This is a genomic window from Bacillus sp. AG4(2022) (genome assembly GCF_031844465.1).
GTDB lineage: Bacteria > Bacillota > Bacilli > Bacillales > Cytobacillaceae > Bacillus_AB > Bacillus_AB infantis.
The window spans coordinates 121,739-147,242 of the sequence record NZ_JAUZVH010000001.1; the positions used below are offsets into that span (position 1 = coordinate 121,739).

A 25,504-nucleotide genomic window follows, 5' to 3' on the forward strand; every position below is an offset into this window, starting at 1 on the left:
CGTATTGAGGCGGCAGGCTGCACGCCACATCGTGCATTTCCAATAAAGGAGCGCCCGCCGGCTTATTCAATTAGCTCATCGCTCAATAAATATATCACCAATCATCCGCTGATGCAAGATTAAATTTTTCCACAGGGTCTATTATACAAACATATAGGTTTCATAAAAACAGAAAAAGAAGTAAAATTATCTCGAAGTAAAGATTTTTTCTTGAAAAGGAAGTGCATATGATGAATTTGCTAGCATTGAAAGGCATCCACCATGTTTCTGCCATCACAGCAAACGCAAAAAAGAACTATGAATTCTACACTGACACTTTAGGCATGAGGCTCGTAAAGAAGACGGTGAACCAGGATGATACTTCTGTTTACCATTTGTTTTATGCAGATGAAAGGGGAAACCCGGGAACTGACTTAACCTTTTTTGAAATACCGAATGCAGGGCACACCTACCCCGGAACCAACAGCATCAGCCTCACTTCCCTAAGAATTCCGAGTGACCGCTCACTTGAGTATTGGCAGGACCGGTTTAAGGAACACGGGGTCGAATATACAGCCATTACTTCTGACAGCGGTAGAAACATGCTTTTTTTCACTGACTTTGAAGATCAAAGACTTGCACTTATTTCTGATGAAGCGAACACCGGGGAAGAAGGAGGGCGCCCTTGGGAGCAAAGCCCTGTTCCCGCAGAGCATGGAATCATAGGTCTTGGACCCGTATTCCTGACTGTCGCCGAACTGAGCCGGACAGAAGATACCCTTGTCAGCCTTTTAGGTTTCCGAAAGAAAGATTCTTATTCCGCATCTGCGCTTGGCGGCCATACAGCACATGTGTATGAAACAGGAAAGGGAGGATCAGGGACCGAGGTACACATCATTGTTCGGGATGACTTGCCAAAGGAAAGGCCAGGCCGCGGAAGCGTGCACCATGTAGCTTTCCGTGTTGAAAACCAGGAAGAGCTGAATAAATGGGTTGCCCTCCTGAAAGAAAAAAGAATCCCCAGCTCTGGATTTGTAGAGCGCTATTATTTTAAATCACTATACTTCAGGGAGCCGAATGGCATTCTGTTCGAGCTGGCGACTGACGGACCAGGGTTCGAAAGTGATGAGCCATTTGAAGAGCTGGGGCAGAATCTTGCTCTGCCGCCTTATTTTGAAGACCGTAGAGAAGAGATAGAAGCTAAATTGAAGCCTCTCGATACAGGAAGATAGGCGGAATCCGCCTGTTTTGTGCTCTCTTTTATCATTTGGGCACGCAATCGACAGTCTTCGTAATTTTCTTTAAGTTTTGGTGCGGCTCAATCAGCTTCTGACAAACAAGAAACCCGGCAGTATTTTATACTGAAATAATTATCTCCTTTTCTTTCCTGCTATGTTAAGATGAAGTTAACAAATTTAGGGAGATAACTGATGGATTCTATTGTTTTGGATCATTTGTCGGTTGCTGTCATGGCAATTGACGAAAATTTTACTATTAAAGTAGCCAATAAAAGATGCAAGGAAATATTGGGAATAGATCCTGAAGAAGCGCTTGGGCAGAATATCGACGAATTTTTTGGCCATCCGCCTGAATTTACCAGGACCGTTCAGCACACCCTTGAACAGGGAAAGAACTTCCGATACGATGTGTTCCCATATACTTGGGGTAAATACGAATTGACATTGAGCCAGCGTTCCACCTTGCTCAAGGACGATAATAACCAGATAAAAGGTGCTATGGTTGAATTTGAAGACATCACAGAGCGGCACAAGATGGAGGAGCAATATAAAAACTTCATCGAGGAAAGCACAGTAAACATCATTCTTGTAGATGATAAGATTGGAATGCTTTCTCTCCATGCGCTGCCTTATGATGTGTCACCGGCCAAAATGGCAGACCTTACTGCTAAAGCCATGCAATCAGCAAGCCAAAAGCAGATCAGGGCCCTGGTTCTCGATATGTCTAAACTGTTTACTATTAAATTGCTTGCCAATGCTGCAGGGTTTGTAAAGCTTATGCAGGGGTTCAGGATGATTGGCATTGAAGTTGTATTTGCAGGCATACGGCCGGATATTGCAGTACAGTCAGTACAGGCCGGAATCAGGCTGGAAGGAATCGAAACATTTTCTCAGCTTGATTCAGCCATCAGGCACTTAAAAGAAAAGTATTAGCAGAAGGAAGGAAAATTTAATTTTCCTTCCTTTTTTCTGTATAAGTTGGTTAAAATAGAGTATTGAATATGATTTTTTAAGGAGAAAGTTAAAATGGAAAGACTCAAACAGGTCTGGGAATATATCAAACGCTTTTGGAAGAGAAAGCATATCACACAGATCCTGCTGCTTGCCGCCCTGACGGCCCTGCTGCTCGCCATCTTGTTTTTTGCCTACCTTGCAGCCACGGCCAATGTCCAATCCTTGAAGGATGGCCTGAAGCAGTCGACCGTCCTTTATGATAAAGACGGAGATGAGGCCGGAAAGCTTGCCGCCAACAGGACCGGGGGAGCAAAAATAGAAGAGTTGCCTGACCATATGAAGGAAGCTGTCGTCAGTATTGAAGACGAGCGTTTTTACAAGCATAATGGCTTTGATATAAAAGGGATTGCAAGGGCCTTTTTCAGTAATTTGTTTGCAGGGAGGATCACTGGCGGCGGCAGCACCATCACACAGCAGCTCGCCAAAAATGCATTGCTGTCGCCGGAACAAACATACAGAAGAAAAGCTGAGGAGATTTTCCTGGCGGTCGAAATAGAAAAGAATTACAAAAAAGAAGATATCCTGCTGATGTACCTGAACCAGGTTTATTTTGGCAGCGGGGCATGGGGCATTGACAGGGCCGCAAGAACATATTTCAATAAACCGATAAGCGGAGTCACCATCAGCGAAGCAGCGCTGCTTGCGGGACTGCTGCAGTCTCCATCAGCATTAGATCCTTACCAGCATTATGACAGGAGCATAAGCAGGCGTGACACGGTGCTTGGAAAAATGCAGGAACTTGGATACATCTCAAAGGATGAATATGAAAAGGCTATCGCGGAGAAAATTGTCCTGGAAGATGGAAGTTCAAACACAGAAGCAAGAAAGTATCCCTATTATGTAGATGCAGTCCTTGATGAGGCAACAAGCAAGTATGGCCTTACTCAGGAGGAGATATTTACAAGAGGCTATACCATTTATACAGAACTGGATCAAAATATACAATCCGGCCTTGAAAAGGTATATGACAGAGATTCCCTTTTCCCTGCAGGCAGAGGAGGACAGCTGGTGCAGAGCGGCTCAGTCCTATTAGATCCGTCGACCGGCGGTGTCCGTGCCATTGTTGGAGGCCGGGGTGAGCATGTATTCAGAGGCTTTAACAGAGGGACACATATAAAGGCTCAGCCAGGGTCCACCTTAAAACCGCTCTCAGTATATACACCTGCTATAGAAGAAGGCTATGATGCTTCATCTATCCTGAAGGATGAGCCGATGACATTCGGGAATTATAAGCCGGAAAATTTCTCGCGGACGTATGCCGGCGAGGTGCCGATGTATAAAGCAGTTGAAGAATCGCTTAACATTCCTGCTGTCTGGCTGCTCAATGAAATCGGGATTGATAAAGGCATGGATTCTTTAAAGCGCTTTGGAATCCCGACTGAGAAGGAAGACAGAGCGCTTGGCATCGCTCTTGGCGGAATGAGAAAAGGAATTTCGCCGCTGCAGCTCGCACAAGCATATGCCGCTTTTCCTAACGAAGGAAAAAGGCATGATGCCCACTTTATTACCAAGATAGTCGGACCGACAGGGAATGTTATTGCTGAAAGAAAGAAAAAAACGGTCAAAGTCACTTCCAAGGCAGCGGCAAGGGAGATGACATCCATGCTCCTTAATGTTGTCGAAAGCGGAACCGGCCAAAGGACCAGGATTCCGGAAGTACAGATAGCGGGAAAAACCGGCTCCACACAGCTGCCTTACAATGATATCGACGGCACGAAGGATCAATGGTTTGTAGGCTATACACCTTCATTGGTAGGTGCTGTATGGCTAGGCTATGATAAAACAGACAGGGAGCATTATTTATCAACAAGCAGCTCTGAAACTGTAGTGCCTATTTTCAAAAGCATCATGGAGCAGGTGCTGCCTTATACAGAACAGAAAGATTTTGGAACAGAGTCAGTTAATGATCAGCTCGCAGAAGAAGCTGAACCTGATATCGATCTTCAGGAGCGGGCTGAGGAATTCAGCAAGCGATTGAAGAAAGATTTGCCGGAATGGAAAGAAAAATGGCAGGATGCACGGGAGCTGCTCGATAAAACAGAAGAAAAACTAAATGAGATTTGGGACAAAATTGGAAGTTAGCTGTGTTCTATCACTTATATAATCAATATGTTGATCTAAAAGGAAAACATCATCGAATGTTTTCCTTTTTCTGTTCGGCAAATTTTTATATCACATGATCTTATTCGACAATCTCCGAAACTCTTGCGCAGCAGGGGGTATATCAAACTGCTAGCAAATGAGTAGCTATTTGATATCTGTATGTTATCCTATAAATAGGAGGTGCTATCATTGCAGAATGAACAAAGAACACAATTAAATGTCCGGCTACAGAAAGAAACGCTGCAGAAGCTGGATGAAATTGTAGAATATTATCAGGAAAACACTAAGATTGGCCGAATATACAAAGCAGACGTGCTTGCTGATATTATTGAAAAATCATATGAAGTGATGAAGAAACAGAAATCCATAAATGCCCGAAAATTTTAAAAGACAACTAAATGTTTTGAACTGCTTGAATCTGGAAAAAATAATTAGAACTTCTTCAGGGAGTCCCTTTGCCGATCTCAGGCAAGTACCTCATAGAAATAATTAAAAGGAATGGTTTTATTGAGAGATGTCACTTTAGAACAGATTTTCAAACACAGAATCGCCCAAAAGTATTTGACACGATCCGGGGTGGCCCATGCAGTTGCGGTTTCCAATCACAGTTTTAAGCTTGCGGCTGAAAGAGGCGCTGATCCTGACATGGCTGCTAAAGCAGGGCTCCTTCATGATATGGGGCATTACACTTGGTATAAAAATGGAAAGTGGGATTATGATCTCTACAAAAAGAATGATATACATGCGATAAAAGGTGCAGAAAGGGCACATAAACTTTTGATCAGGCTGGGTGAAAATCCTGTTAAAGCAAAAGAAATAGCTCTTGCTATTCTTTTTCATACAGATTCCTTTCTTCCTGGGGGGGAAGTCATCCGCACGCCTCTTCAAACAATTGTAAAATTGGCCGACGAATTTGATGAAGAACCTGGCGGCGCCCACCATTACAGAAAAGTTGATGAAGAAAGGGCCCTTGAAAGCCTTAGAAGGCTTGATAAGAAGATCGATAATCTTCTGGAAGCTGAATAAAGGAATCCGCTGATGAAGCAGATTCCTTTTTTTATTTATTTGAAGGCTTCTATTCTCAACTTTTTGTCTAAAAATCATTCCTTTATAGGTATTTATACCTACTACTTTATCCATGAATAGATTGTGAGCCTTCGCAGATTCTTTTAAACTAAAATACAAAGGTATGTAAAAATATTCCGATAGGAGAATCACATGGAAATCACTTTATTTAAAAAAAGCAGAAACAGGCAAGAGCATTCTTTCAAACTTAATGATAACGGGAATATTGGAATCGATCAGTCTCTTAGTGAAGAGGTATTAAGGCAAATTGATATGATTGGCCTTCAGGACAGTGACCTGAACTATATACTTTCCCTGCAGCCCTATGTGAAAGAAAATCTCCCTGCTATCATAGAACAATTCTATAAGAATTTAGAAAATGAAAAAACACTGACGAAAATTATCAACGATAACAGTTCAGTTGAGAGGCTGAAAAATACTTTGAGCGCCCACATTTATGAGATGTTCAGCGGAAAAATAGATACAGAATTCATTCAGCAGCGTTCTGTCATTGCTCATGTCCATGTAAAAATCGGACTGCAGCCAAAATGGTATATGTGTGCCTTTCAGGATCTTTATTTGTCCTTATGCAGCATGATCATAGATACAATCTCAGAGAAGGGCCCGTGCACCGGGGCGATGCTGGCTGTTTCAAAGATCATCAGCCTTGAGCAGCAGATAGTGCTTGAAGCTTATGAACAGGAAATAAGCCGCATCAGGAAAGAGTCTGAAAGCTATAAAGAGCAGCTGAAGCATCAGGTTACAGAAGCAGCTGGAGAGCTGGCGGCCATCAGCGAACAGACAAGCGCCGCGATCCAGAAGGCAGCCGAAAGAACAGAGGATATTAGGGCTGATACAAAGTCTGGCTCCGATATAGCTGTTGTTGCAGAGGAGAAATCGGAAGAAGGAATGAATAGGCTTATCGGTCTTGGCAGGACTTTAGTTCAGGCCGAGGGCAAAATTGCCAGCATCAGCCAGAACATGGAACAGCTGATTGACAGTTCGAAACAAATCGAGCAGATTGCTGCGATTGTCACTTCTATTGCCGATCAGACGAACCTTCTGGCTCTCAATGCAGCAATAGAAGCTGCCAGGGCAGGTGAACATGGAAAAGGTTTTGCGGTAGTGGCTGATGAGGTGAGAAAGCTGGCGGAGAATACAAAAAATGCTGTTTCAGAAGTTTCAGGATTAATCGGTGATAATGGAAACCCGTTCAGGCATCATGGCTCAATCCATCGAAGAGGCTGGCGTAAATATCAATTCCAGCTCTGTTCAGTCCAAGGCAGTTAATGAATACTTCTCTCTTATCCTTGAGTCAATGCGGCAGGTAAAAGAAAAGAATCTGGCCATCGTGAAGGAAATGGAGGATTTGAATTTAGTATTTATTGACATAGGAGAAGCTTCAGGCCAGGTTGCTGCATCATCTGATATGCTTTCCGGACTGACTTTGACTTTATAGGAAAGAAAAATGGCGGCCGCAAAAGCAGCCGCCAGCCCTTTCCGTCCGTACAGTGGTTAAGTGTCCCGCAACAAGCGAATGTCCGGAAAGGGCTTTTTAAGCTTAACATATGCTTTATGGAAAATCAAAAGGGGAAAAAAAGCCAAGTTATTTTATTTCCTCCGCAAAAAATGATATGATAATCAATGATTTTTAAATCTTGGCGATGCTGTTAATCAAAGCTGGTTCCCCGGAACATCAGCCGGTACTGAACCCAGTCAGGATACAGCTGGCCATCAACCCAAGGAGATGATTTCAATGGCGAAAAAAGGATACATACAAATGAAAGACGGCGAGAAGATCGAGTTTGAATTATACCCTAATGAGGCTCCGGGCACAGTTGCTAACTTTGAAAAGCTTGCAAACGAAGGCTTCTATAACGGCTTGAACTTCCACCGCGTGATTCCTGGATTCGTGAGCCAAGGCGGCTGCCCGAATGGAACTGGGACTGGCGGACCTGGCTACACAATCAATTGTGAAACAGAAGGCAACCCTCATAAGCATGAATCAGGGTCTCTATCAATGGCACATGCAGGCAAAAATACAGGCGGAAGCCAGTTCTTTATTGTACATGACCCTCAGCCTCACCTGAACGGAGTCCATACTGTTTTTGGTAAAGTAACATCTGGCCTTGAAGCTGCTAAAGCGATGAAAAACGGCGATGTTATGGAAAAAGTTGAAGTATACGACGCCTAATCAGTAAAAAAGAGCCTCTGGCTCTTTTTTACTTTCACAAAGCTTTTCTTCAGGCTGGAATATGACCAGGCCGATTTTGTTCAAAGAAAGGAGCAGGTATGCTAAAACCAATAAAAGACCATCTCAAGCCAGGCTTGGATATCATCTTTGTCGGCTTCAACCCCAGCATCCGGTCAGCTGAGACCGGACATCATTTCGCCAATCCGAATAACCGGTTTTGGAAAATCCTTTATGAAGCGGGCATCACTCCTAAAAAATTTCTCCCTCAAGAAGACAGCCTGCTGCTGGATTTGAATATAGGGCTGACCAATATCGTCCCGAGGCCGACCAAAGCAGCAGACAAAATAACCAGGGAAGAATATAAAGAAGGCAGAGAAAGGCTCATCTCACTCATTACGGAGCTGAAGCCAAAGGCAGTCTGTTTTGTCGGCAAAGGGGTTTACCTGGAGTACAGCGGCAGCAAAAAAGCACCATGGGGACGCCAGGACATTTCTGTTGTTCCAGGGGTTATTGAATTTGCAGCTCCTTCTTCCAGCGGACTGGTGCGGATGAAAATGGACGAAGTGATTGATATATATAAAGAATTGCCTGCCATCGTGTATGAACAGGCACCCTCCCGGCATGGAGAGGACAGCTAAAGGAAAATACGGGGGAATATAGAATGAAATTAGTATCTTGGAATGTTAACGGAATCCGGGCCTGCGTCAAAAAAGGCTTCCTGGATTTTTTCATGGAAGAAAATGCAGATATTTTCTGCATTCAGGAATCAAAACTTCAGGAGGGACAGATTGAACTCAATCTGGATGGCTATCACCAGTACTGGAACTATGCCGAGAAAAAAGGCTATTCCGGGACCGCCGTTTTTACAAAGGAAAAGCCCCTCTATGTATCCTATGGGATAGCCGGAAGAGAAACAGAACCAGAAGGACGGAGCCTGACTCTTGAGTTTGAAAATTTTTACCTTCTGAATGTGTATACACCTAACTCTAAGAGGGACCTGGCAGGGCTTCCTTACCGGCTGGAATGGGAGGATGAGATTCGGGAATATATCCTTGAGCTTGAACAAAAGAAGCCAGTCATACTCTGCGGGGACCTAAACGTCGCCCATCTTGACATAGACCTTAAAAATGCCAGGTCTAACAGAGGAAATTCCGGATTTACGGATGAAGAGCGCGGAAAAATGACATCTCTTCTGTCAGAAGGATTTGTAGACTCCTTCAGATACCTTTATCCAGAGCAGGAAGGCGCTTATACGTGGTGGTCCTATATGGCCAAGGTTAGGGAGCGGAACATCGGATGGCGCATCGACTATTTTATAGTATCTGATAAACTGAAAGTGCAGATACTAGATTCAAAGATTTATTGTGACATCATGGGCAGCGATCACTGCCCGATCATGCTCGAAATGGCCCTTTAGATGATAAAGGGCTTTTTTTCTGTATATAATGGAATCAGCATAAAAATAGGCGCAGTGAAGGAGGCAGGAGAGTCTGCCTGCCTGAACTGCCATGACAGGAAGGTTTTATGAAAAAGACACTTGTTTTGACGGGCGGGGGCTCAGCCGGCCATGTTACCCCCAATATGGCTTTGATTAAAGAACTTGAGGGGGAAAATATAGACATCCATTATATTGGCAGCAAAGAGGGCATTGAAAAAGAGCTTATCAGCGGGCTTTCCATTCCCTATCATTCGATTTCAAGCGGGAAACTAAGGAGGTACGCCGACTTTGAAAATGTAAAGGATATGTTCAAAGTGGCAAAAGGATGTACTGAAGCGCTCTGGATTCTTAAACAGCTCAAGCCAGGCCTCGTTTTTTCCAAAGGGGGTTTTGTATCCGTACCTGTCATCGCGGCAGCAAAGCTCCGCGGAATTCCGATATTCATCCATGAAAGCGATCTAACACCGGGCCTGGCTAACCGGATTTCAAAAAGGTTTGCTTCAAAGATTTATACTTCATTTGAAGAAACTCTGCAGTACCTTCCAAATGGAAAAGCACAGGCAATCGGCTCGCCAATCAGGAGGGAAATCCTTTCTGGCATCAAGGAGAAGGGGCTTGAATTCCTCGGTTTTAACAGAACCAGGCCGGTTCTTGCCATTATGGGTGGCAGCCTAGGGGCAAAGAAGATTAACGAAGCAGTGCGGCAGGAAATTGAACAAATCGGCGGCCAGTTTCAAATCGTGCACCTTTGCGGAAAAGGAAATCTTGATCCTGCATTGGAAGGCCTGCCAGGATACAGGCAATTTGAATTCCTGAACAGTGAACTTTCAGATGTACTTGCCTGTACAGATTTAATGGTAACCAGAGGAGGCTCTAATGCTATTTTTGAATTCCTTGCCCTCCGTATTCCGATGCTTATCATTCCATTGAGCAGGAAACAAAGCAGGGGCGATCAGATTCTGAATGCAAAAAGCTTTGAGGAAAAAGGCTATTCATTGACCTTGCAGGAAGAAGACCTGACAGCCGCATCTTTAGCCGGGTATATTGCCCTTTTAAGTAAACACAGGGAAAGCATACTGAAACAGATGGAAGAATCAAGGATGAAGGATGCTTTATCCGTCATGGCTGGTAACATTAGGGACAAATTGCAGCAGAATTAGGCCTTATGGGTCTTTGTTCGCTTTTTTGTTCGGTTCTAAAAAAGAAAATCAAGCCTATCTCCTTATCTGAATATTCCTTCGATTTTGGTATAATGGAGATACATCTTGTTTCTGCATCCTGAATTACTCTGAAGGAGGGAAAATAATGAAAGAATGTGTACGTGTGATCCCGTATCAGGTAATTGAACAATCAGAGGCGGTATCAGGCATTCCGGAAGGCATCGGATTGATACAGGCGCCAAAAATCTGGGAAGAAACAAGGGGAGAAGGCATTACAATCGCTGTACTCGATACAGGCTGCGACATCAGCCACCCTGATTTAAAGAATCAAATCATCGGCGGCAGGAATTTTACTGGCGATGATTCCGGAAATCCGGATATTTATAAAGACTATAACGGCCATGGCACCCATGTTGCGGGGACCATTGCAGCAGAAGGCAAAGAGCCCGGCATATCGGGCGTTGCGCCAGGTTCAAAGCTGCTCATTGTCAAAGTGCTTGATAGAAACGGCTCCGGCCAGTATGACTGGATTATTGAAGGAATCCGCTACGCTATCGACCAAAAAGCCGATATTATTTCCATGTCGCTCGGCGGCCCGAATGACATGCCTGAGCTTCATGAAGTTATAAAGGAAGCCGTACGGAACAACATCTCTGTTGTATGTGCAGCGGGTAATGAAGGAGACGGAAAAGAATCAACTGATGAGTTCGCCTATCCGGGCTGCTATAACGAAGTGATCAGTGTAGGTGCAATCGATTTGGACAGGAATTCTTCACAATTTACCAATTCACATAATGAAATCGACCTGGTTGCACCAGGGGAAGAAATACAATCAACCTATTTAAATGGGAAGTATGCCACTTTGAGCGGCACCTCCATGGCTGCCCCGCATGTATCCGGTGCGATGGCGCTTATTAAGAATGTGGCCAACAAAAACTTTGACCGGAATCTTTCCGAGGCAGAGCTTTTCGCCCAGCTCATCAGACGCACCGTTCCGCTTGGCAATTCAGCCAAGCTTGAAGGCAATGGCCTTGTTTATCTAACTTTGCTTGAACATCTTTCAGATATTTTCACATCTAAAGTTCTGCCGATGGTCTTAAAATCATGAACAGCCTGGCTGAACAGCTCGCTGCTGAACAGGAGGCGGCACTGGCAAACCTGCAGACTCAAAGTGCGGAGCGGATCTACTATGATGAAGCTGCTGACCTTGAGAAATGCAAAGCCTATTATGCTTCAATCGACTTTGAGGCAGCGGAGGCCAAAGAAGATCTTCAGAAGCTTGTGGAGAAAACCCACAAGACCATTCTGAAATATTCCCCTCATCTCTATTTATATCCCTGGGTGGACCTGCAGGAGAACTTTGCTCTCAAAAGCCTTTATTCAGGCGGCAGCATGGATCCGGCTGAAAGCATTAAACATGATGCGGAGATCTTGCTGGAGCGGAACCGGACTGGAGACACGCGGACAAAGCTGAATTGCGAGCATGTAGTTCCGCAGTCCTGGTTCAGTGAACAGCAGCCGATGAAGGGGGACCTCCATCATTTGTTCGCCTGTGAGCCCGCCTGCAATAGCATGAGGAGCAATTTTCCTTATGAAGACTTCCCCTCTTATAAGCCGGAAGCTTCTGCTTTCGGTATAAGAGGCGGCTGCGGCATGGCTGAAGAAGGGAAGTTTGAGCCGGAATACGGCAAAGGAATTGCAGCCCGGGCATGCTTTTACTTTTTCCTGAGGTATAAGAATTTTAAGCCTGCAGAACACGGAATCAGCTGCAGTCTCCTTCAAAAATGGCATCTTGAATTTCCTGTATCACTTTATGAAAAGCACAGGAATGCCGCAATTGAGGAGCTGCAGGGCAATCGCAATCCATTCATTGATTTTCCGGCACTTGCAGGGAAAATGACTGATTCAAATTAATAAAATTCCGGAGGTACTGTTTTTAGCCTTATGCAGCCTTTTACACAAAGAACGATAAAAATTATTAAAGAAATACCTGCCGGAAAGGTGATGACATACGGCCAGATAGCAGCCCTTGCCGGAAGCCCACGCGCAGCCAGGCAGGTCGTCAGGATTCTTCATTCCCTGAGCAGGCAGGAGAAGCTTCCATGGCACAGAGTCATCAGCAAAATGGGCGAAATCAGCATGAAAGATCCTATGCTCCGGGAGGAACAGAGATTTCTCCTTGAAGCGGAGGGCATCACTGTAGACGTCAAAGGAATAATCAGGCTTGAAAATTTTCTGCATGAGCCAAAAAAAGGGCTGGATAATAATACCTGATTTTGATATGATAATAAAAATTCTTAAATTCTATGACGAGAACAAGTAGGAAAGGGAAAGTTCCTTCAGCGAGCTGGGTATGGTGAGAGCCAGCGGAAACGATCTTTCTGAAACATCATCTCTGAGATGCAGGGCTGAAATCCAGTAAGTCCTGACGGGTGTCCGCCGTTAAAAGGAACGCGTATGATGGTACGTTGATGAGCGCTATTGTTTATGCAATAGAATTTGGGTGGTAACGCGGGTATAACACTCGTCCCTTATACAGGGGCGGGTGTTTTTTATTTCCCTAAAAATTAAAAAGAAAGGCAGGTACTGAAATGGAAAGCACTCAGGCAAGAGAACACAGAATCAGAGAGTATTGGAGGCAAGGAAATATTTTTGCCAAATCCGTTTCCAATCGTGCAGGCAGGACTCCTTTCGTTTTTTATGAAGGGCCTCCGACCGCCAATGGGCTGCCCCACGCCGGCCATGCTCTTGGGAGAACATACAAGGATCTGACAGCCCGCTACTGGACGATGAAAGGGAGGCAGGTAATCAGGAAAGCCGGCTGGGATACACATGGGCTTCCGGTTGAGCTGGGAGTGGAAAAAGCATTGGGCATATCAGGAAAGAAGGAAATCGAGGATTATGGTGTAGGTGCTTTTATAGAAAAATGCCGGGAAAGTGTATTCCAATATGAAAAACAGTGGAGGGAATTCACAGAGCAGCTAGGCTACTGGACGGATATGGATGACCCTTATATGACATTAAGCAATGAATATATCGAGTCGGTATGGCATATCCTTGGGACAATCCACGAAAAGGGGCTGCTTTACAAGGGCCACCGGGTATCTCCCTACTGTCCAAGCTGCCAGACTTCCTTGAGTTCCCATGAAACTGCGCAGGGCTACAAGGATGTAAAAGATTTAAGCGCCACTGTCACCTTCAGGCTGAAAGGAAGGGAAAATGAATATATCCTAGGCTGGACCACAACGCCATGGACACTTCCGGCCAATGTTGCACTGGCTGTCCATCCCCAGGTACGTTATGCAAGAGTAAAGAATGGAGACAAAATCTTTATTCTGGCTGAAAACAGGGTGGCAGACCTTTTTCGCAGCTTTGATGAAATCCTTGAAACGATTGAAGGCAAAGAGATCACGGGAATGGAATATGAGCCTCCCTTTCAAGTTGATGGGCTGGAAGGTGCGCACAGAGTCATTGCAGCTGAATTTGTTACTGAAAACAGCGGCACTGGTATCGTCCATCTTGCTCCCGCTTACGGAGAAGACGATTACCGGGCCATAAAGGAAAGGGGGCTTCCTTTTATCAATATCGTTGATTCCAAAGGCTGTTATACTGATGAATTTCCGCCGCTTGCAGGGAAGTTCGTCAAAGACTGTGATGTTGATATCTTAAAAATGCTGGGAAGCATGGACCTGTTATTCCACAAAGAAAAGTATGAACACAGCTATCCATTTTGCTGGCGGTGCGACTCTCCGCTCCTTTATTACGCAGCTGACAGCTGGTTCATCAAAACCTCTTCCCTGAAAGAGAAATTTCTTGAGCTCAACAGCCAGGCAGAATGGCATCCAAGCCACATGAAGAATGGCCGTTTCGGCAACTTCCTTGAAGGGCTGGTGGATTGGAATATCAGCCGGAGCCGCTATTGGGGCACGCCTCTCAATGTTTGGGTCTGTGAAAATTGCGGGGCAGAGAAAGCCCCAAAAAGCTTTCAGGAGCTGCAGGAGCTTTCAGAAGCAAATGGAAAGCTCACTGATTATCATAAGCCTTATGTCGATGCAGTGAAAATCCCTTGCCAGGACTGTGATGGTTACATGGCCAGGACACCGGAGGTCATCGATGTCTGGTTTGACTCAGGAAGCATGCCATATGCCCAGCTTCATTACCCTTTTGAACATAAAGAGGAATTTTCAAGGCTATTTCCTGCAGATGCAGTTATAGAGGGTGTGGATCAGACCAGGGGCTGGTTTTACTCATTGCTCGCGGTTTCAGTCTTATATAAGGGGCAATTGCCTTATAAAAATGTCCTCGCCCTTGAGCATGTCCTTGATGAAAATGGACAGAAAATGTCTAAGAGCAAAGGAAATGCCCTTGATCCTGCAAAGCTGATCACTGAATTTGGAGCAGATGCTTTAAGATGGGCGCTGGTGGAAGACAGCAGTCCATGGAAGCCCAAGAAGTTTTCCGGAAAAAATGCGGCAGAGGCAAAATCAAAGCTGGTCGACTCGCTAGCAAGCATTCACCATTTTTACAGCCTCTACAGTACAATCGATCATTTTGAGCCAGATAGCTCTCAAACTTCCGGCAACATCATGGACCGGTGGATTCTTTCGCGGCTGCACAGTGTCATTGAAACGGTAAACAAGGAGATGGGCAGCTACCAGGCTACAAATGCCGCCAGGGCAGCAGGCACGCTGATCGAAGAGGTCAGCAACTGGTATATCAGGAGAAACAGGGAAAGGTTCTGGGCGAAGGGCATGGAAGACGACAAAATTTCTGCATTCCAGACACTGTATACACTATTGGACAATATCTCCCGCATGCTGGCACCATTCGTGCCTTTCATAGCTGAAAGCGTCTATTTAGACCTGACAGGCAGAAGCGTCCACCTTGAAGACTACCCGGAGGCTGAAACCGCCTTGATTGACAGGGAGCTGGAGGACAATATGGTTGAAGTCATGGATCTGGTTGAGCTGGGCAGAAGCATCCGGCATTCAAAGCAGCTGAAAACAAAGCAGCCGCTGGCCGAAATGCTTGTGCAATGCAGCAAAGAAAAGGAAGAGAAATTAAAAGCTTTCAGCAGGATCCTCAAGGAAGAACTGAATGTAAAAGATATCTCATGGGCTGAAAGCTTGCAGGATAAATACTTCTGCCGGCTGAAGCTGAACTTCAAAGCAGCAGGAAAGAAGTACGGAAAGAATGCCAATCTCGTTCATCAGTCGCTGCAGCAGCTCTCTGAAACAGATATCCGCCAGCTGCTGGAAACAGGAAGCCTCGTTCTGCAGGCTGGCAATGAACTGCTGAAGGTCGAAAATAGTGATACAACGGTGGAAAAGCTCCCAAAGAAAGGCTACGCGGAAAGCAGCGGACGAAATATGACAGTTCTTTTGAAAACAGAGTTGACTGAGGAATTGAAGAGGGAAGGCTATGTAAGGGACTTTATCAGAGGAATACAGGATTTAAGGAAAAAGCTGGAGCTTCCTATCGACAAAAGAGTTAACCTGCAGATCGATACAACCTCTGAAGCAGAAGGAATACTGCGCGGATTTGAGGATCTTTTATACGCCAATATCGTTCTTGAAGGGATTGCTTTCAAGCCTCTGCAAGCTCCGATGCTGAAGGGCAGGCTTGGGGGGGAACTGATAGCTGTCTCATTGACATAACCACTGGCTGGCCGGCACCTTTCAAAAACACTACTTTTTCCTCACAATGAAAATAAAGGAAAAGCAGCATTCAAAGCGAAGTAACTGTTAATACTTTAAATCTGGCAAAGCTTAACTTCTGGTTTTGGATCTGAATTTAATTTTTGCCACAGGAAGGTGCTGCTGCTTGTTGAGAAAGTGGAAAATTGTCATCCTTATAACAGCTTTATTATTCATTTCAGCCTCTCCATACGCTTATGAACTATCCCGCCAGGCTTCGGCGGTTGAAGAAGGAGGACTGACCCGAGACCTGAATCAGCTTCTGAATAATGATCCTATCCTCTCTGGAGCGCTTGCGGGAGTAAGCATCAGAAATGCAGAGACCGGCGAACTGCTGTATGACCATATCGGCGGGATCCGTCTTAGGCCGGCCTCTAATATGAAGCTGCTCACATCCGCCGCTTCTCTTCAGGTTCTTGGCGAAGAATACCGGTTTACTACTGAGGTACTGACAGATGGACTGCACAAAAAAGGCAATCTTCATGGAAATCTATATTTGAAAGGCAAAGGCGATCCGACCCTATTAAAAAGCGACTTTGACAAGATGGCAGCCGGGTTAAAGCAAAAGGGCATTAAAACGATTCATGGCAGCCTGATTGCTGATGACAGCTGGTATGATGACATAAGGCTATCAAAGGATCTGCCCTGGAGCGACGAGTCCTACTATTACGGCGGCCAGGTATCAGCACTGACAGCGTCGCCAAATGAAGATTATGATGCAGGCACGGTCATTGTAGAGGTGAATCCGGGGAAATCAGCAGGAGAACTACCGGCAGTCACTCTGACCCCTGAAACAGGCTATGTAAAAATCATCAACGAGGCAGCGACCGTCCCGGCTGACGGCAAAAAGGACATCACCATTGAACGGGACCATGGCACGAACACGATCCGCATTACCGGGACAATACCTGAAAAGGCAAGCAGGTCCAGGGAATGGATTGCCGTGTGGGAGCCGGCCGGATATGCGCTTGATCTGTTCAGCCAGTCATTGAAGGAACATGAGATACGCGTAACCGGAAAATTGGAGCTGGGGAAAGCCCCAGAGAAAAGCTCTCTGCTTCTGGCACATCAATCCATTGCATTGAAGGACTTGCTGATACCTTTTATGAAACTCAGCAACAACAGCCATGCAGAAGTACTGGTCAAGGAAATGGGCAAAAAGGTGAAGAATGAAGGAAGCTGGGAAAAAGGCCTTGAAGTTGTCTCAGAACAGCTTGCCAGCTGGGGAGTCAATAAAGACACCCTGATCCTCCGTGACGGGTCGGGCATATCCCATGTCAGCCTTATTCCGCCTAATGAGTTGTCACAGCTGTTATACGGCGTACAGTCTGAGAAATGGTACCCCTCATTTGAGAGATCACTCCCATTGGCAGGAGCCCAGGACAGATTAATTGGCGGCACACTACGCAACAGAATGAAGAACTCGGCAGCAGAAGGAAAGATTAAAGCCAAGACAGGTTCCATATCCACCGTAAGCTCCCTTTCCGGATATGCAGAAACCAAAAGCGGTGAAAAGCTCATTTTCAGCATTGTCCTCAATAATCTGAAGGATGACAGCAAGGCAAAAATTATAGAAGATAAGATTGCAATCCTTCTGGCAGAACAGCCGTAACGCCAAGAAGCAGGCAGATTCCTTTCAATAGGGAGTCTGCCTGCTTCTTTTTTTAATAATAACGGTTTATTTCGTACGCCCTGCATATTCCTCAACCATTTCAGCGGTCACAAGCTTCCTGGAAGGAACAATTCCCTGTCTGGCAAGCTGGTTGATTTCCTCTGTCACTTCATTGATTTTTTCTGTAGAAAAAGCTTTTCCTGCTTTAGACAGAGATAATGCTTCTTCAATAAACGCTTCTCTTTTTGCGTCAAGCTCAAGAAAGCGGGTGATCCTTGTGTTTAATTTCTTGGCATGTTCGGTTAAAGCATGGTGCACACTCATCGTTTCACTCCTCATTCAAAAGGCTAATATTATATTATCAACTAACCTCCATTTCGTTAAGAAAAACTTTTCTGTGTTAAAGTTCTAAGGAGAACTTTAAAGGATAGGGTGCTGGCCAATACATGATAATATAATATACAGGCTCCTTAAAAGGCGCCGATTAATATTCAAAGGGGGGATTTTCCATGGAAGCATTGGAAACTCTCTATCCTCTTGCAGTAGAACAAGCTAAAGCAAAATTTTTAGAGGATATTCACTATTATTTATCAACGAAAGATTCTCTTCCCGATTTTGAAGAATATTTTCAGGACAGGAAGCTGTATTATGAACAGATTTGGATAAATGTCTGGCTTAATATGACCAACAATAAAGTGGCGCGGAAATTAAAAAAGGAATATCTTCAGGAAAAGGGATTTTCAACAGAGGGAATCGACAAGAAGGTCATCAACAGCCTTTTCCGATCTGAAGTAAAGAACTATTCACCATGGAATGCAGAGAAATGGCTGCTTTCCCTCTATTCCCATGATCCAGGCAAATGGGAACAGACATATCGGGATGCAAGGGAAAAGTATCTGCTTCAGCTTCAGCATGAGGAAAATGCCGAGCGTATTGCCAAGGCTTACACAGCACTCGATAAGGCTGCCGGGAAAATCATGAGGAAGCATAGCCGGCTGTTTTATTTGAGGGCAAGATATGAGGCTGCCCGGCAATTAAAGAAGGACTTCAGCAGCGGAACCAAATACGGGCAGGCGGATACATTTGCACTTGAAGAAAAGCTCAGGCCGGAAGGACATTTTAACCCGGAGCATTATACACTCGCTGCCGAGTTCTTTGAAGAGCTGACTGGCGGCATCCATTCAACAAACCATTGGGGCAGACAGTATTTTGAATATGAAACCTATTATTTTAAATATGAAAAGCTTTTGATGGATTCTATGAAAGATATTGTTCCTGAGACCGTATTGGAACTAATGGATCCTTCCATGCTTGAACAATACAAATCGCTCCATCCGGAAAACGACCCGGAAGCAGCCATCCATTCCATGACTGAATGGCCGTCAGAGGAATTCGCCGGAGAATTCCTGGAGGAAATTGAAAATGAATTCCTGGAGGACTTGCTCCGCCTCAGTTCTTTTCCATGGGAACCAGCCGTGCATCTGGAAATATATCAGATGGATCTTGAGGACCGGGAGCGGAAAGAGGCAGAAGCGCGAGCAGCAGAAGCGCGGAGAAAGCAGGAGGAAGCCAGGATCCTCGATGAGATATTTGGCCGGGAATACAGCCCTTCTGTGGACAGGAGCGTCAAATACGTCCTTCATATCGGCGATACGAATACAGGCAAGACCTTCCATGCGCTCGAAAGCATGAAAAAGGCGGACAGTGGAATTTATCTGGCCCCCTTAAGGCTTTTGGCACTCGAGGTATACGATAAGCTGAACGGGGAAGCTATACCCTGTACACTTAAGACAGGGGAGGAAGAAAAAGTGACTCCCGGGGCAAGCCATTTTGCTTCCACTGTCGAGATGTTCAGTGAAAAAGAGCGTTTTGATATAGCAGTCATTGATGAAGCACAGATGATCACTGACAAAGACCGCGGGTTCTCATGGTATAAGGCCATAACGAAGGCTAATGCAAGTGAAGTCCATATCATTGGCAGCAAAAGCTCTCAGTCAATCCTCCTTCAGCTTTTGGAGGGGACAGATTTGGAGATACATGAATACCATAGAGATACACCGCTTATCGTCGAACCTGACGAATTCAGGCTGAAGCACAGCAGAAAAGGGGATGCCCTGATCTGCTTTTCAAGGAAAAGAGTGCTGGAGACTGCTTCCCGGCTTCAGAATGATGGCCGCTCTGTCAGCATGATATATGGCAGCATGCCGCCTGAAACAAGGAAAAAACAGGTGCAGCGCTTCATCGACGGCGAGACCAATATTATAGTAAGTACAGATGCAATTGGCATGGGTCTGAACCTTCCTATCCGCAGGGTCGTTTTTCTTGAAAATGAAAAATTCGACGGAGTCAGCAGGAGGCAGCTCACTTCCCAGGAGGTCAAACAGATTGCCGGAAGGGCCGGCAGAAAAGGCCTCTACAATACAGGCCGGGTCGCATTTATGGAAAACATCAAGGAAATGGGTTCCCTGCTGGAACAGGAAGATGATCCGGTCCATACATTTTCGATTGCGCCAACCAGCGGAGTATTTGACCGCTTCCAGAAATACTATCATGATCTGGGAACTTTCTTTGAACTTTGGGACAAATTCGAAAGTCCACCTGGAACAGTGAAAGCGTCCCTTGCCGAAGAGAAGGAGCTTTATGAGCTCGTCCAGGGAACAGAAATGGAAGCCAGGCTCAGCCTCGGGGACCTGTATGGATTCCTGCACCTGCCTTTTTCAGCCAGGGAGCCGGAACTCGTCAGGCAATGGAGGATGTCGGTGATGGCATCGGTGCATAACGAAGACCTTCCTGAGCCTTCAATCCGCAAAAGGACCCTTGAGGACCTGGAGCTCACGTATAAATCTGTCGGTCTGCATCTGCTGTTTCTTTACAGGCTCGACCAGAGGACAGAAGCTTTATACTGGGAAAGGGTCCGGGATGAACTGGGGACAATGGTCCATGAAAAGCTGAAGACAGATGTTCAGAAAATGACTAAAAAATGCCGCAGATGCGGCAAGAAGCTTTCATGGGAGCATCCTTATCCGATATGCGACGAATGCCATGAGGGCGGGTTCAGGACCAGGAGAAAACCTTCATATTTCAGGAGATGACTAAAAAGGGCAGGCAGCCCGTGAGCTGCCTGCCCTTTCATTGACAATCCAAACTGTATCTTTTATTATTACAGTATAAGCAGGACATATCCCGGTATTAACCAGCTGCTCAGATATACAATGAAAAGCCTATATGCAGTTTGCGTTATCACACAGAATTTACGGGTAATGATACAGTATACGGCCGAAAAGAACCGGCCCTGAATCTAAGATCTTAAATGTATTGAACATAAAAAATAAATAATCTATTGAGGGCGGTGTTATGATATGAACAATCAAGACATTAAAATGGGCGGATGGATCACAGGGAAGTCGCGGAATGGGGAGCTTGTTCAGGGCTTCGTGGAAGCGGCATTGCCAGAGCGTGAATTTGTGACAGTTTTTGTTGTCGACAGCGACAACCCGGAAGTGATCGGCAGGAAGGTCCATATTGAAAAGAAAAAGGCAGAGACTATGAAAAACGATCTTCTTCCTTCTGCCGACGGTCTTCGCTCCCTTATCGACACAGCTTTGCTTACAAGGGACAAGGAATGGTTTATGGAGCTCTCAAATGCACTGAATCGTATTGAACAGGCAGGCATTGAAAAAAAAGAACATGCAGCCGGCAGCGGTACATTTCCTTCAAGCGAAGGCAGAATGAATAAGAAATATTAAAACTGTGCTGTTACAGCAATAATAGAAAGAAGGCAGGAAGATGAAGCTCGGTATACTTGATCAATCTCCTGTTCCTGAAGGGAGAACGGCTCATGAGGCCCTTTTAGCCTCACTCGAGCTTGCACAGGAAGCGGAACGGCTCGGTTACAGCCGCTATTGGATTGCAGAGCACCATAATATGACAGGGCTTGCCTGCTCTGCCCCTGAAGTGATGCTTCCCTATATAGGCGCCCAGACTTCACATATAAAAATTGGAAGCGGAGCCGTTCTTCTTCCTTATTACAAACCTTACAAAGTGGCGGAAACCTATAATATGCTTGCCACCCTTTTTCCCGGAAGAATTGATTTAGGGATCGGAAGGGCGCCAGGCGGATCTGCCGAAACATCCATGGCGCTATCTGACAACTTTTTAAAAGGCGTCGCTGAAATGCCTGATAAAATCACTGAGCTCTTAAACTTTCTGGTGGGCAGCCATCCTGAAGGCCATATGTACTCCAAAGTGGCGCCTGCACCTGTACCCCGTTCTGCTCCTCTTCCGTGGATATTGGGAACCAGCAAGAAAAGCGCCATACAGGCTGCCGAAAAGGGAACAGCCTACTGCTTCGGGCATTTTATGAGCGACCAGAATCCCGAAGAGATTATTTCACTCTATAAGAATAATTACATTCCTTCTAAAATGGCCTCTGCCCCATACTGCATAGCCGCTGTTAATGTGATTTGTGCAGAAACAGAAGAACAGGCAGAGGAGCTGGCTATAAAAAGCCGCTCATGGAGGAATCTGCTGAGCGGGGAAGAAGCGCAGCTGGAACAGGAGTCCTTAAACACAGAAGAACTCTTGCAGGACATGAAGAAAAAAATGATCATCGGAAATCCTGTTCAGGCTGCTGAACAGCTTGAAAGCCTGGCCAGCAGGATAGGGGCAGATGAACTTATGATCATCACTCTGACAACCGACTATCAAGACAGGCTGCATTCATACAGACTGATTGCTGAACAAATGCTATAATAATCCGCTGTGGATGGTGCAGCGGGTTTTTCATTTAAAAGAGGGGATGAAGTATGAAACTAAGCGTACTGGATCAAGCTGTCATTCGAAAAGGAGATTCTCCGGGAGATGCACTTAAGCAAACCTCCCACTTGGCGCAAATTGCCGATAATCTGGGATACACCCGCTTTTGGACCGCTGAGCATCACAATTCCAATGGGATGGCAGGATCTTCACCAGATGTCCTGATCTCCCATATAGCAGCAGTAACCAAAAAGATACGGGTAGGCTCTGGAGGGGTCCTCCTACCTCAATACAGCCCGTATAAAGTTGCAGAGACCTTTAAAGTGATGGAAGCTCTGTATCCGGGCAGGATTGACCTCGGTATCGGCAGGTCACCTGGCGGCGGTGCAGACACAAGACTGGCTCTGACAGACGGCATCAGGAGGAGCATGAATGAATTCCCCGGCCAGCTGAGAGATCTCCAGGGCTTTTTAACCAACACTCTGCCGGATAACCATCCTTTTAGGGAGGTAAAAGCCTACCCGGATCTGCAAACTCTGCCGGAATTATGGCTATTGGGGATTACCGAACGCGGCGCTAGAGCGGCAGCTGAAAACGGCATGCGATTTACCTATGGGCACTTCATCACACCGGCAAACGGGGAAAAAGCATTCCAATACTATTACCGTCACTTCCAGCCGTCTGCTATGCTGAAAGGGCCTTCGGCAAACGTCTGTGTATTCGTCATCTGCGCGCCGACTAACGAAGAAGCCGAACACCTCGCAGCCAGTCAGGACCACTGGCTCCTGGACATCGAAAAAGGAGCCGACACAAGAATCATCTCACCAGAGGAAGCCCAAAAAAGAACCCTGACGGCAGCCGAAAAAGAAAAGATTCAGCACAACCGAAGCAGAATGGTCATAGGCAATCCTCAAAAAGTGAGAAATCAGCTCCTCAAGATCAGTGAAAAATACGGTACCGATGAAATCATGGCCATCAATAATACCTATAGTTTCAAGGACAGAGCAAGGAATCTGGAATTATTGGCTGAATTGTTTTTATAAAGTTTTTATGTAAAGATTATTGTATTTGAATATAAAAAGGGACAGTTTACATTTAGGTTATTATATATGGAGGCTTATTCAGTTAATGGGACATTTTAGTGATGGAAGGCTTTTTGGAGAAAAGAAGTATAATATTATCCGATTTGAGCAGCAAGCCTCAAAATAAGCGGAGATTCTCCTCTTAGACGGCTGAATATGGCACGGATGGGTGTAAATAAGCGGAGAATCTCCGGTTAAGCGAAGCGAAGTTGCCCATTTTCCTGTTAGCGCCGCCCCGCGGAAAGCGAAGTGTCTGGAACGGAAACCATCAGCCCAAGTTAAGAACACAACAACGGATGAAGAAACCAATTAGGGGGTGTCGTTGCTTAGGAATCTTTTTCTCAAAGCCCTGCTGACCGGAACGGAAGGCACGAAGACTCCTCATAAAATGCATGCTCATTTTCTTCGTGCGATGCAGATTCCAGGAAGAAGATTCAACGTCCTGCGGGATTGCAGCGGAAATGTTGAGACCCCGCAGCGCGTAAGCGCGAGGAGGTTCAACTCCGCCCCGCGGAAAGCGAAGTGCCTGCAGTGCAGATCAGGAGCCTACATTTTAAAGCTAAACTAATTTTAGCAAATTTATACAAATCCATAAAAAAACAAAAGCCTGAACCAAACCGGTCCAGGCTCACATCACTTCATCAGCTTCCTAATCAGCTTCAGCCCATTCTCAGCAGAAGGATAACGGAACGAAAAATCAAACAGCGTAGTCTGCTTCAGCACACTTTTATCATGCGAAAACGTCCCAAAACTGCTCTTCCCATGATAACTCCCTATCCCGCTCTCCCCGACACCTCCGAAAGGAAGATACGGCGTCGCGATATGCATTAAAGTATCATTAATGCACCCGCCTCCAAAAGAAATCGTACCATTCACCTTATTTTCTATATCCTTGCTTCCCGTAAACAAATACAAAGCAAGCGGCTTCGGGCGTGACTGGATAAAGGAGACGGCTTCATCCAAGGCTGCATACCCGTATACCGGCAGGATCGGGCCAAATATTTCATCCTGCATAACAGGCGAATTAAAAGAAGGGGCATCCATCAGTGTCGGCTCCATTTTTCTAAGCTCACCATTCACCCTTCCCCCGAAAAGAATTGGTCCGTCGCTCAAATACGCTTCAAGCCTGCTGAAATGCCGGTTATTGACGATCTTGGAATAATCCTCATTACCAAGAGGGTTATCACTGTAAAATTCCTTGATGCACTTCTTCATCTCTTCCAGCAGAGTCTGTTTCACTTTTTCATGGACAAACAGATAATCCGGGGCAATGCACGTCTGTCCGGCATTTGTAAATTTGCCGAAAACAATCCTCTTCGCCGCCAGGCCGATATTTGCATCCTCATGGACAATGACCGGGCTTTTTCCGCCAAGCTCCAGGGTGACAGGAATCAGTCTTTTGCTGGCTGCCTCCATCACAATCTTGCCGACAGGGACGCTTCCTGTAAAAAATATATAATCAAAAGGCTGCTCAAGCAGCTGCTGGCTGGTCTCCACACCGCCTTCAACAGTTGAAATATACTCTACCGGATAGACTTCCTTGATCAGCGCTGAGAGCACATGTGATACATTCGGGGTCAGCTCCGATGGCTTGATGACAGCCGTATTCCCGGCAGCAATTGCCCCAATGAGCGGGGACAGGGCGAGCTGGACCGGGTAATTCCATGGGGCAATGATGAGGGCCGCTCCGTATGGCTCAGGGATAATATAGCCCTTGGAGCCGATATGGGTCATGGCCGTCTTCACTTTCTTTGCTTTCATCCACTTTTTCAGATGCTTCAATGTATAGCCGATTTCTTCATATAAAATCCCAATTTCCGTTGAATATGCTTCAAGTTCAGACTTTCCAAGATCTTCTTTTAACGCAGAGATCAGCTGCTGTTCATTATTTTTGATACTATCCTTAAGCTCCTGCAGCCGGGCAAGCCTGAATGCTGCGGGCTTTGTTCCCTGGGTCGCAAAAAAGTTCTTCTGGGCGGCAAGCAGCCTTTTTATTTCTTCTGCTGGCGTCTCAGTTAAGATGTTTTGCTGCAATCCGATCACCTGCTTTCAGCTTGATTCAATGATTAAATTGAGCATACCTTTTCCCTCAGGAATAGGCAATCAGCAGGAACTAAAAAATAATTATTTTCGAATACCGAATTATTTGTTATTCTAATAAAAAGGAA

General features: G+C 45.6%; 20 protein-coding genes, 2 pseudogenes and 1 other annotated feature. Of the genes and pseudogenes, 20 read left to right on the top strand and 2 right to left on the bottom strand.

The window, feature by feature from the left end; translation table 11 throughout:
- Positions 1 to 230 precede the first annotated feature (230 nt).
- The 16 genes and pseudogenes from Q9R36_RS00660 (at position 231) to dacB (ending at position 17,499) form a co-directional block, all read left to right on the top strand.
- Positions 231 to 1,211, top strand: coding sequence for a ring-cleaving dioxygenase (locus Q9R36_RS00660; RefSeq protein ID WP_311224630.1), 981 nt, complete (start codon positions 231 to 233; stop codon positions 1,209 to 1,211).
- A gap of 198 nt (positions 1,212 to 1,409) precedes the next feature.
- The gene (locus tag Q9R36_RS00665; protein ID WP_009793849.1) at positions 1,410 to 2,150 is read left to right on the top strand and encodes an STAS domain-containing protein; all 741 of its coding nucleotides are present in this window, start codon (positions 1,410 to 1,412) and stop codon (positions 2,148 to 2,150) included.
- Positions 2,151 to 2,243: 93 nt separating this feature from the next.
- Positions 2,244 to 4,313, top strand: coding sequence for a transglycosylase domain-containing protein (locus Q9R36_RS00670; RefSeq protein ID WP_311224381.1), 2,070 nt, complete (start codon positions 2,244 to 2,246; stop codon positions 4,311 to 4,313).
- A 210-nt stretch (positions 4,314 to 4,523) separates the two neighbouring features.
- Complete coding sequence (locus Q9R36_RS00675) at positions 4,524 to 4,721, top strand: hypothetical protein (RefSeq protein ID WP_009793851.1); 198 nt, start codon at positions 4,524 to 4,526, stop codon at positions 4,719 to 4,721.
- A gap of 120 nt (positions 4,722 to 4,841) precedes the next feature.
- Positions 4,842 to 5,360, top strand: a complete 519-nt coding sequence (locus Q9R36_RS00680) for an HD domain-containing protein (RefSeq protein WP_022543848.1) — start codon at positions 4,842 to 4,844, stop codon at positions 5,358 to 5,360.
- A 192-nt stretch (positions 5,361 to 5,552) separates the two neighbouring features.
- Positions 5,553 to 6,092 (top strand): annotated as a pseudogene (locus Q9R36_RS00685) (protoglobin family protein); the annotation flags it as partial.
- Between the two features lie 216 nt (positions 6,093 to 6,308).
- Positions 6,309 to 6,558, top strand: a pseudogene (locus tag Q9R36_RS00690) (methyl-accepting chemotaxis protein); the annotation flags it as partial.
- A 597-nt stretch (positions 6,559 to 7,155) separates the two neighbouring features.
- The gene (locus tag Q9R36_RS00695; RefSeq protein WP_094769030.1) at positions 7,156 to 7,593 is read left to right on the top strand and encodes a peptidylprolyl isomerase; all 438 of its coding nucleotides are present in this window, start codon (positions 7,156 to 7,158) and stop codon (positions 7,591 to 7,593) included.
- A gap of 98 nt (positions 7,594 to 7,691) precedes the next feature.
- Positions 7,692 to 8,231: a mismatch-specific DNA-glycosylase gene (locus Q9R36_RS00700; RefSeq protein WP_311224382.1), complete on the top strand. Its 540-nt coding sequence runs from the start codon at positions 7,692 to 7,694 to the stop codon at positions 8,229 to 8,231.
- A gap of 23 nt (positions 8,232 to 8,254) precedes the next feature.
- Entirely contained in the window at positions 8,255 to 9,010 is a 756-nt protein-coding gene (locus Q9R36_RS00705) for an exodeoxyribonuclease III (protein ID WP_311224383.1), read from the top strand.
- 107 nt (positions 9,011 to 9,117) lie between these two features.
- Positions 9,118 to 10,191 (top strand): undecaprenyldiphospho-muramoylpentapeptide beta-N-acetylglucosaminyltransferase, encoded by a 1,074-nt coding sequence (locus tag Q9R36_RS00710; RefSeq protein WP_311224384.1) that lies wholly within the window; start codon positions 9,118 to 9,120, stop codon positions 10,189 to 10,191.
- Between the two features lie 145 nt (positions 10,192 to 10,336).
- Positions 10,337 to 11,299 carry a S8 family peptidase gene (locus Q9R36_RS00715; protein WP_094769033.1) on the top strand — a complete coding sequence of 321 codons (963 nt, stop codon included), beginning with the start codon at positions 10,337 to 10,339 and terminating at the stop codon, positions 11,297 to 11,299.
- On the top strand, positions 11,296 to 12,105 hold the full coding sequence (locus tag Q9R36_RS00720; protein WP_094769034.1) for an endonuclease I family protein: 810 nt from the start codon (positions 11,296 to 11,298) through the stop codon (positions 12,103 to 12,105). Before Q9R36_RS00715 ends, Q9R36_RS00720 begins: the two co-directional genes overlap by 4 nt.
- A 30-nt stretch (positions 12,106 to 12,135) precedes the next feature.
- The gene (locus Q9R36_RS00725) at positions 12,136 to 12,465 is read left to right on the top strand and encodes an MGMT family protein (RefSeq protein WP_094769035.1); all 330 of its coding nucleotides are present in this window, start codon (positions 12,136 to 12,138) and stop codon (positions 12,463 to 12,465) included.
- Positions 12,466 to 12,488: 23 nt separating this feature from the next.
- Positions 12,489 to 12,726: a binding site (T-box leader), on the top strand.
- A 56-nt stretch (positions 12,727 to 12,782) separates the two neighbouring features.
- Positions 12,783 to 15,848: an isoleucine--tRNA ligase gene (ileS, locus tag Q9R36_RS00730; protein WP_129612224.1), complete on the top strand. Its 3,066-nt coding sequence runs from the start codon at positions 12,783 to 12,785 to the stop codon at positions 15,846 to 15,848.
- Between the two features lie 166 nt (positions 15,849 to 16,014).
- Positions 16,015 to 17,499, top strand: coding sequence for a D-alanyl-D-alanine carboxypeptidase/D-alanyl-D-alanine endopeptidase (gene dacB, locus Q9R36_RS00735; RefSeq protein WP_165352536.1), 1,485 nt, complete (start codon positions 16,015 to 16,017; stop codon positions 17,497 to 17,499).
- Between the two features lie 66 nt (positions 17,500 to 17,565).
- Here the strand turns inward: dacB and Q9R36_RS00740 are convergent, their stop codons facing one another.
- Complete coding sequence (locus Q9R36_RS00740) at positions 17,566 to 17,823, bottom strand: YpbS family protein (RefSeq protein WP_022543845.1); 258 nt, start codon at positions 17,821 to 17,823, stop codon at positions 17,566 to 17,568.
- Positions 17,824 to 18,008: 185 nt separating this feature from the next.
- Between Q9R36_RS00740 and Q9R36_RS00745 the strand changes: the two genes are divergently transcribed.
- The 4 genes from Q9R36_RS00745 (at position 18,009) to Q9R36_RS00760 (ending at position 23,297) form a co-directional block, all read left to right on the top strand.
- Positions 18,009 to 20,591 (top strand): DEAD/DEAH box helicase, encoded by a 2,583-nt coding sequence (locus Q9R36_RS00745; protein ID WP_311224385.1) that lies wholly within the window; start codon positions 18,009 to 18,011, stop codon positions 20,589 to 20,591.
- A 267-nt stretch (positions 20,592 to 20,858) separates the two neighbouring features.
- Positions 20,859 to 21,245, top strand: coding sequence for an IDEAL domain-containing protein (locus Q9R36_RS00750; RefSeq protein ID WP_101547740.1), 387 nt, complete (start codon positions 20,859 to 20,861; stop codon positions 21,243 to 21,245).
- Between the two features lie 40 nt (positions 21,246 to 21,285).
- Positions 21,286 to 22,251 carry an LLM class flavin-dependent oxidoreductase gene (locus Q9R36_RS00755; protein ID WP_009793869.1) on the top strand — a complete coding sequence of 322 codons (966 nt, stop codon included), beginning with the start codon at positions 21,286 to 21,288 and terminating at the stop codon, positions 22,249 to 22,251.
- A gap of 53 nt (positions 22,252 to 22,304) precedes the next feature.
- On the top strand, positions 22,305 to 23,297 hold the full coding sequence (locus Q9R36_RS00760) for an LLM class flavin-dependent oxidoreductase (protein WP_129612226.1): 993 nt from the start codon (positions 22,305 to 22,307) through the stop codon (positions 23,295 to 23,297).
- A 672-nt stretch (positions 23,298 to 23,969) separates the two neighbouring features.
- Here the strand turns inward: Q9R36_RS00760 and Q9R36_RS00765 are convergent.
- On the bottom strand, positions 23,970 to 25,379 hold the full coding sequence (locus tag Q9R36_RS00765; protein ID WP_129612227.1) for an aldehyde dehydrogenase: 1,410 nt from the start codon (positions 25,377 to 25,379) through the stop codon (positions 23,970 to 23,972).
- Positions 25,380 to 25,504 lie beyond the last annotated feature (125 nt).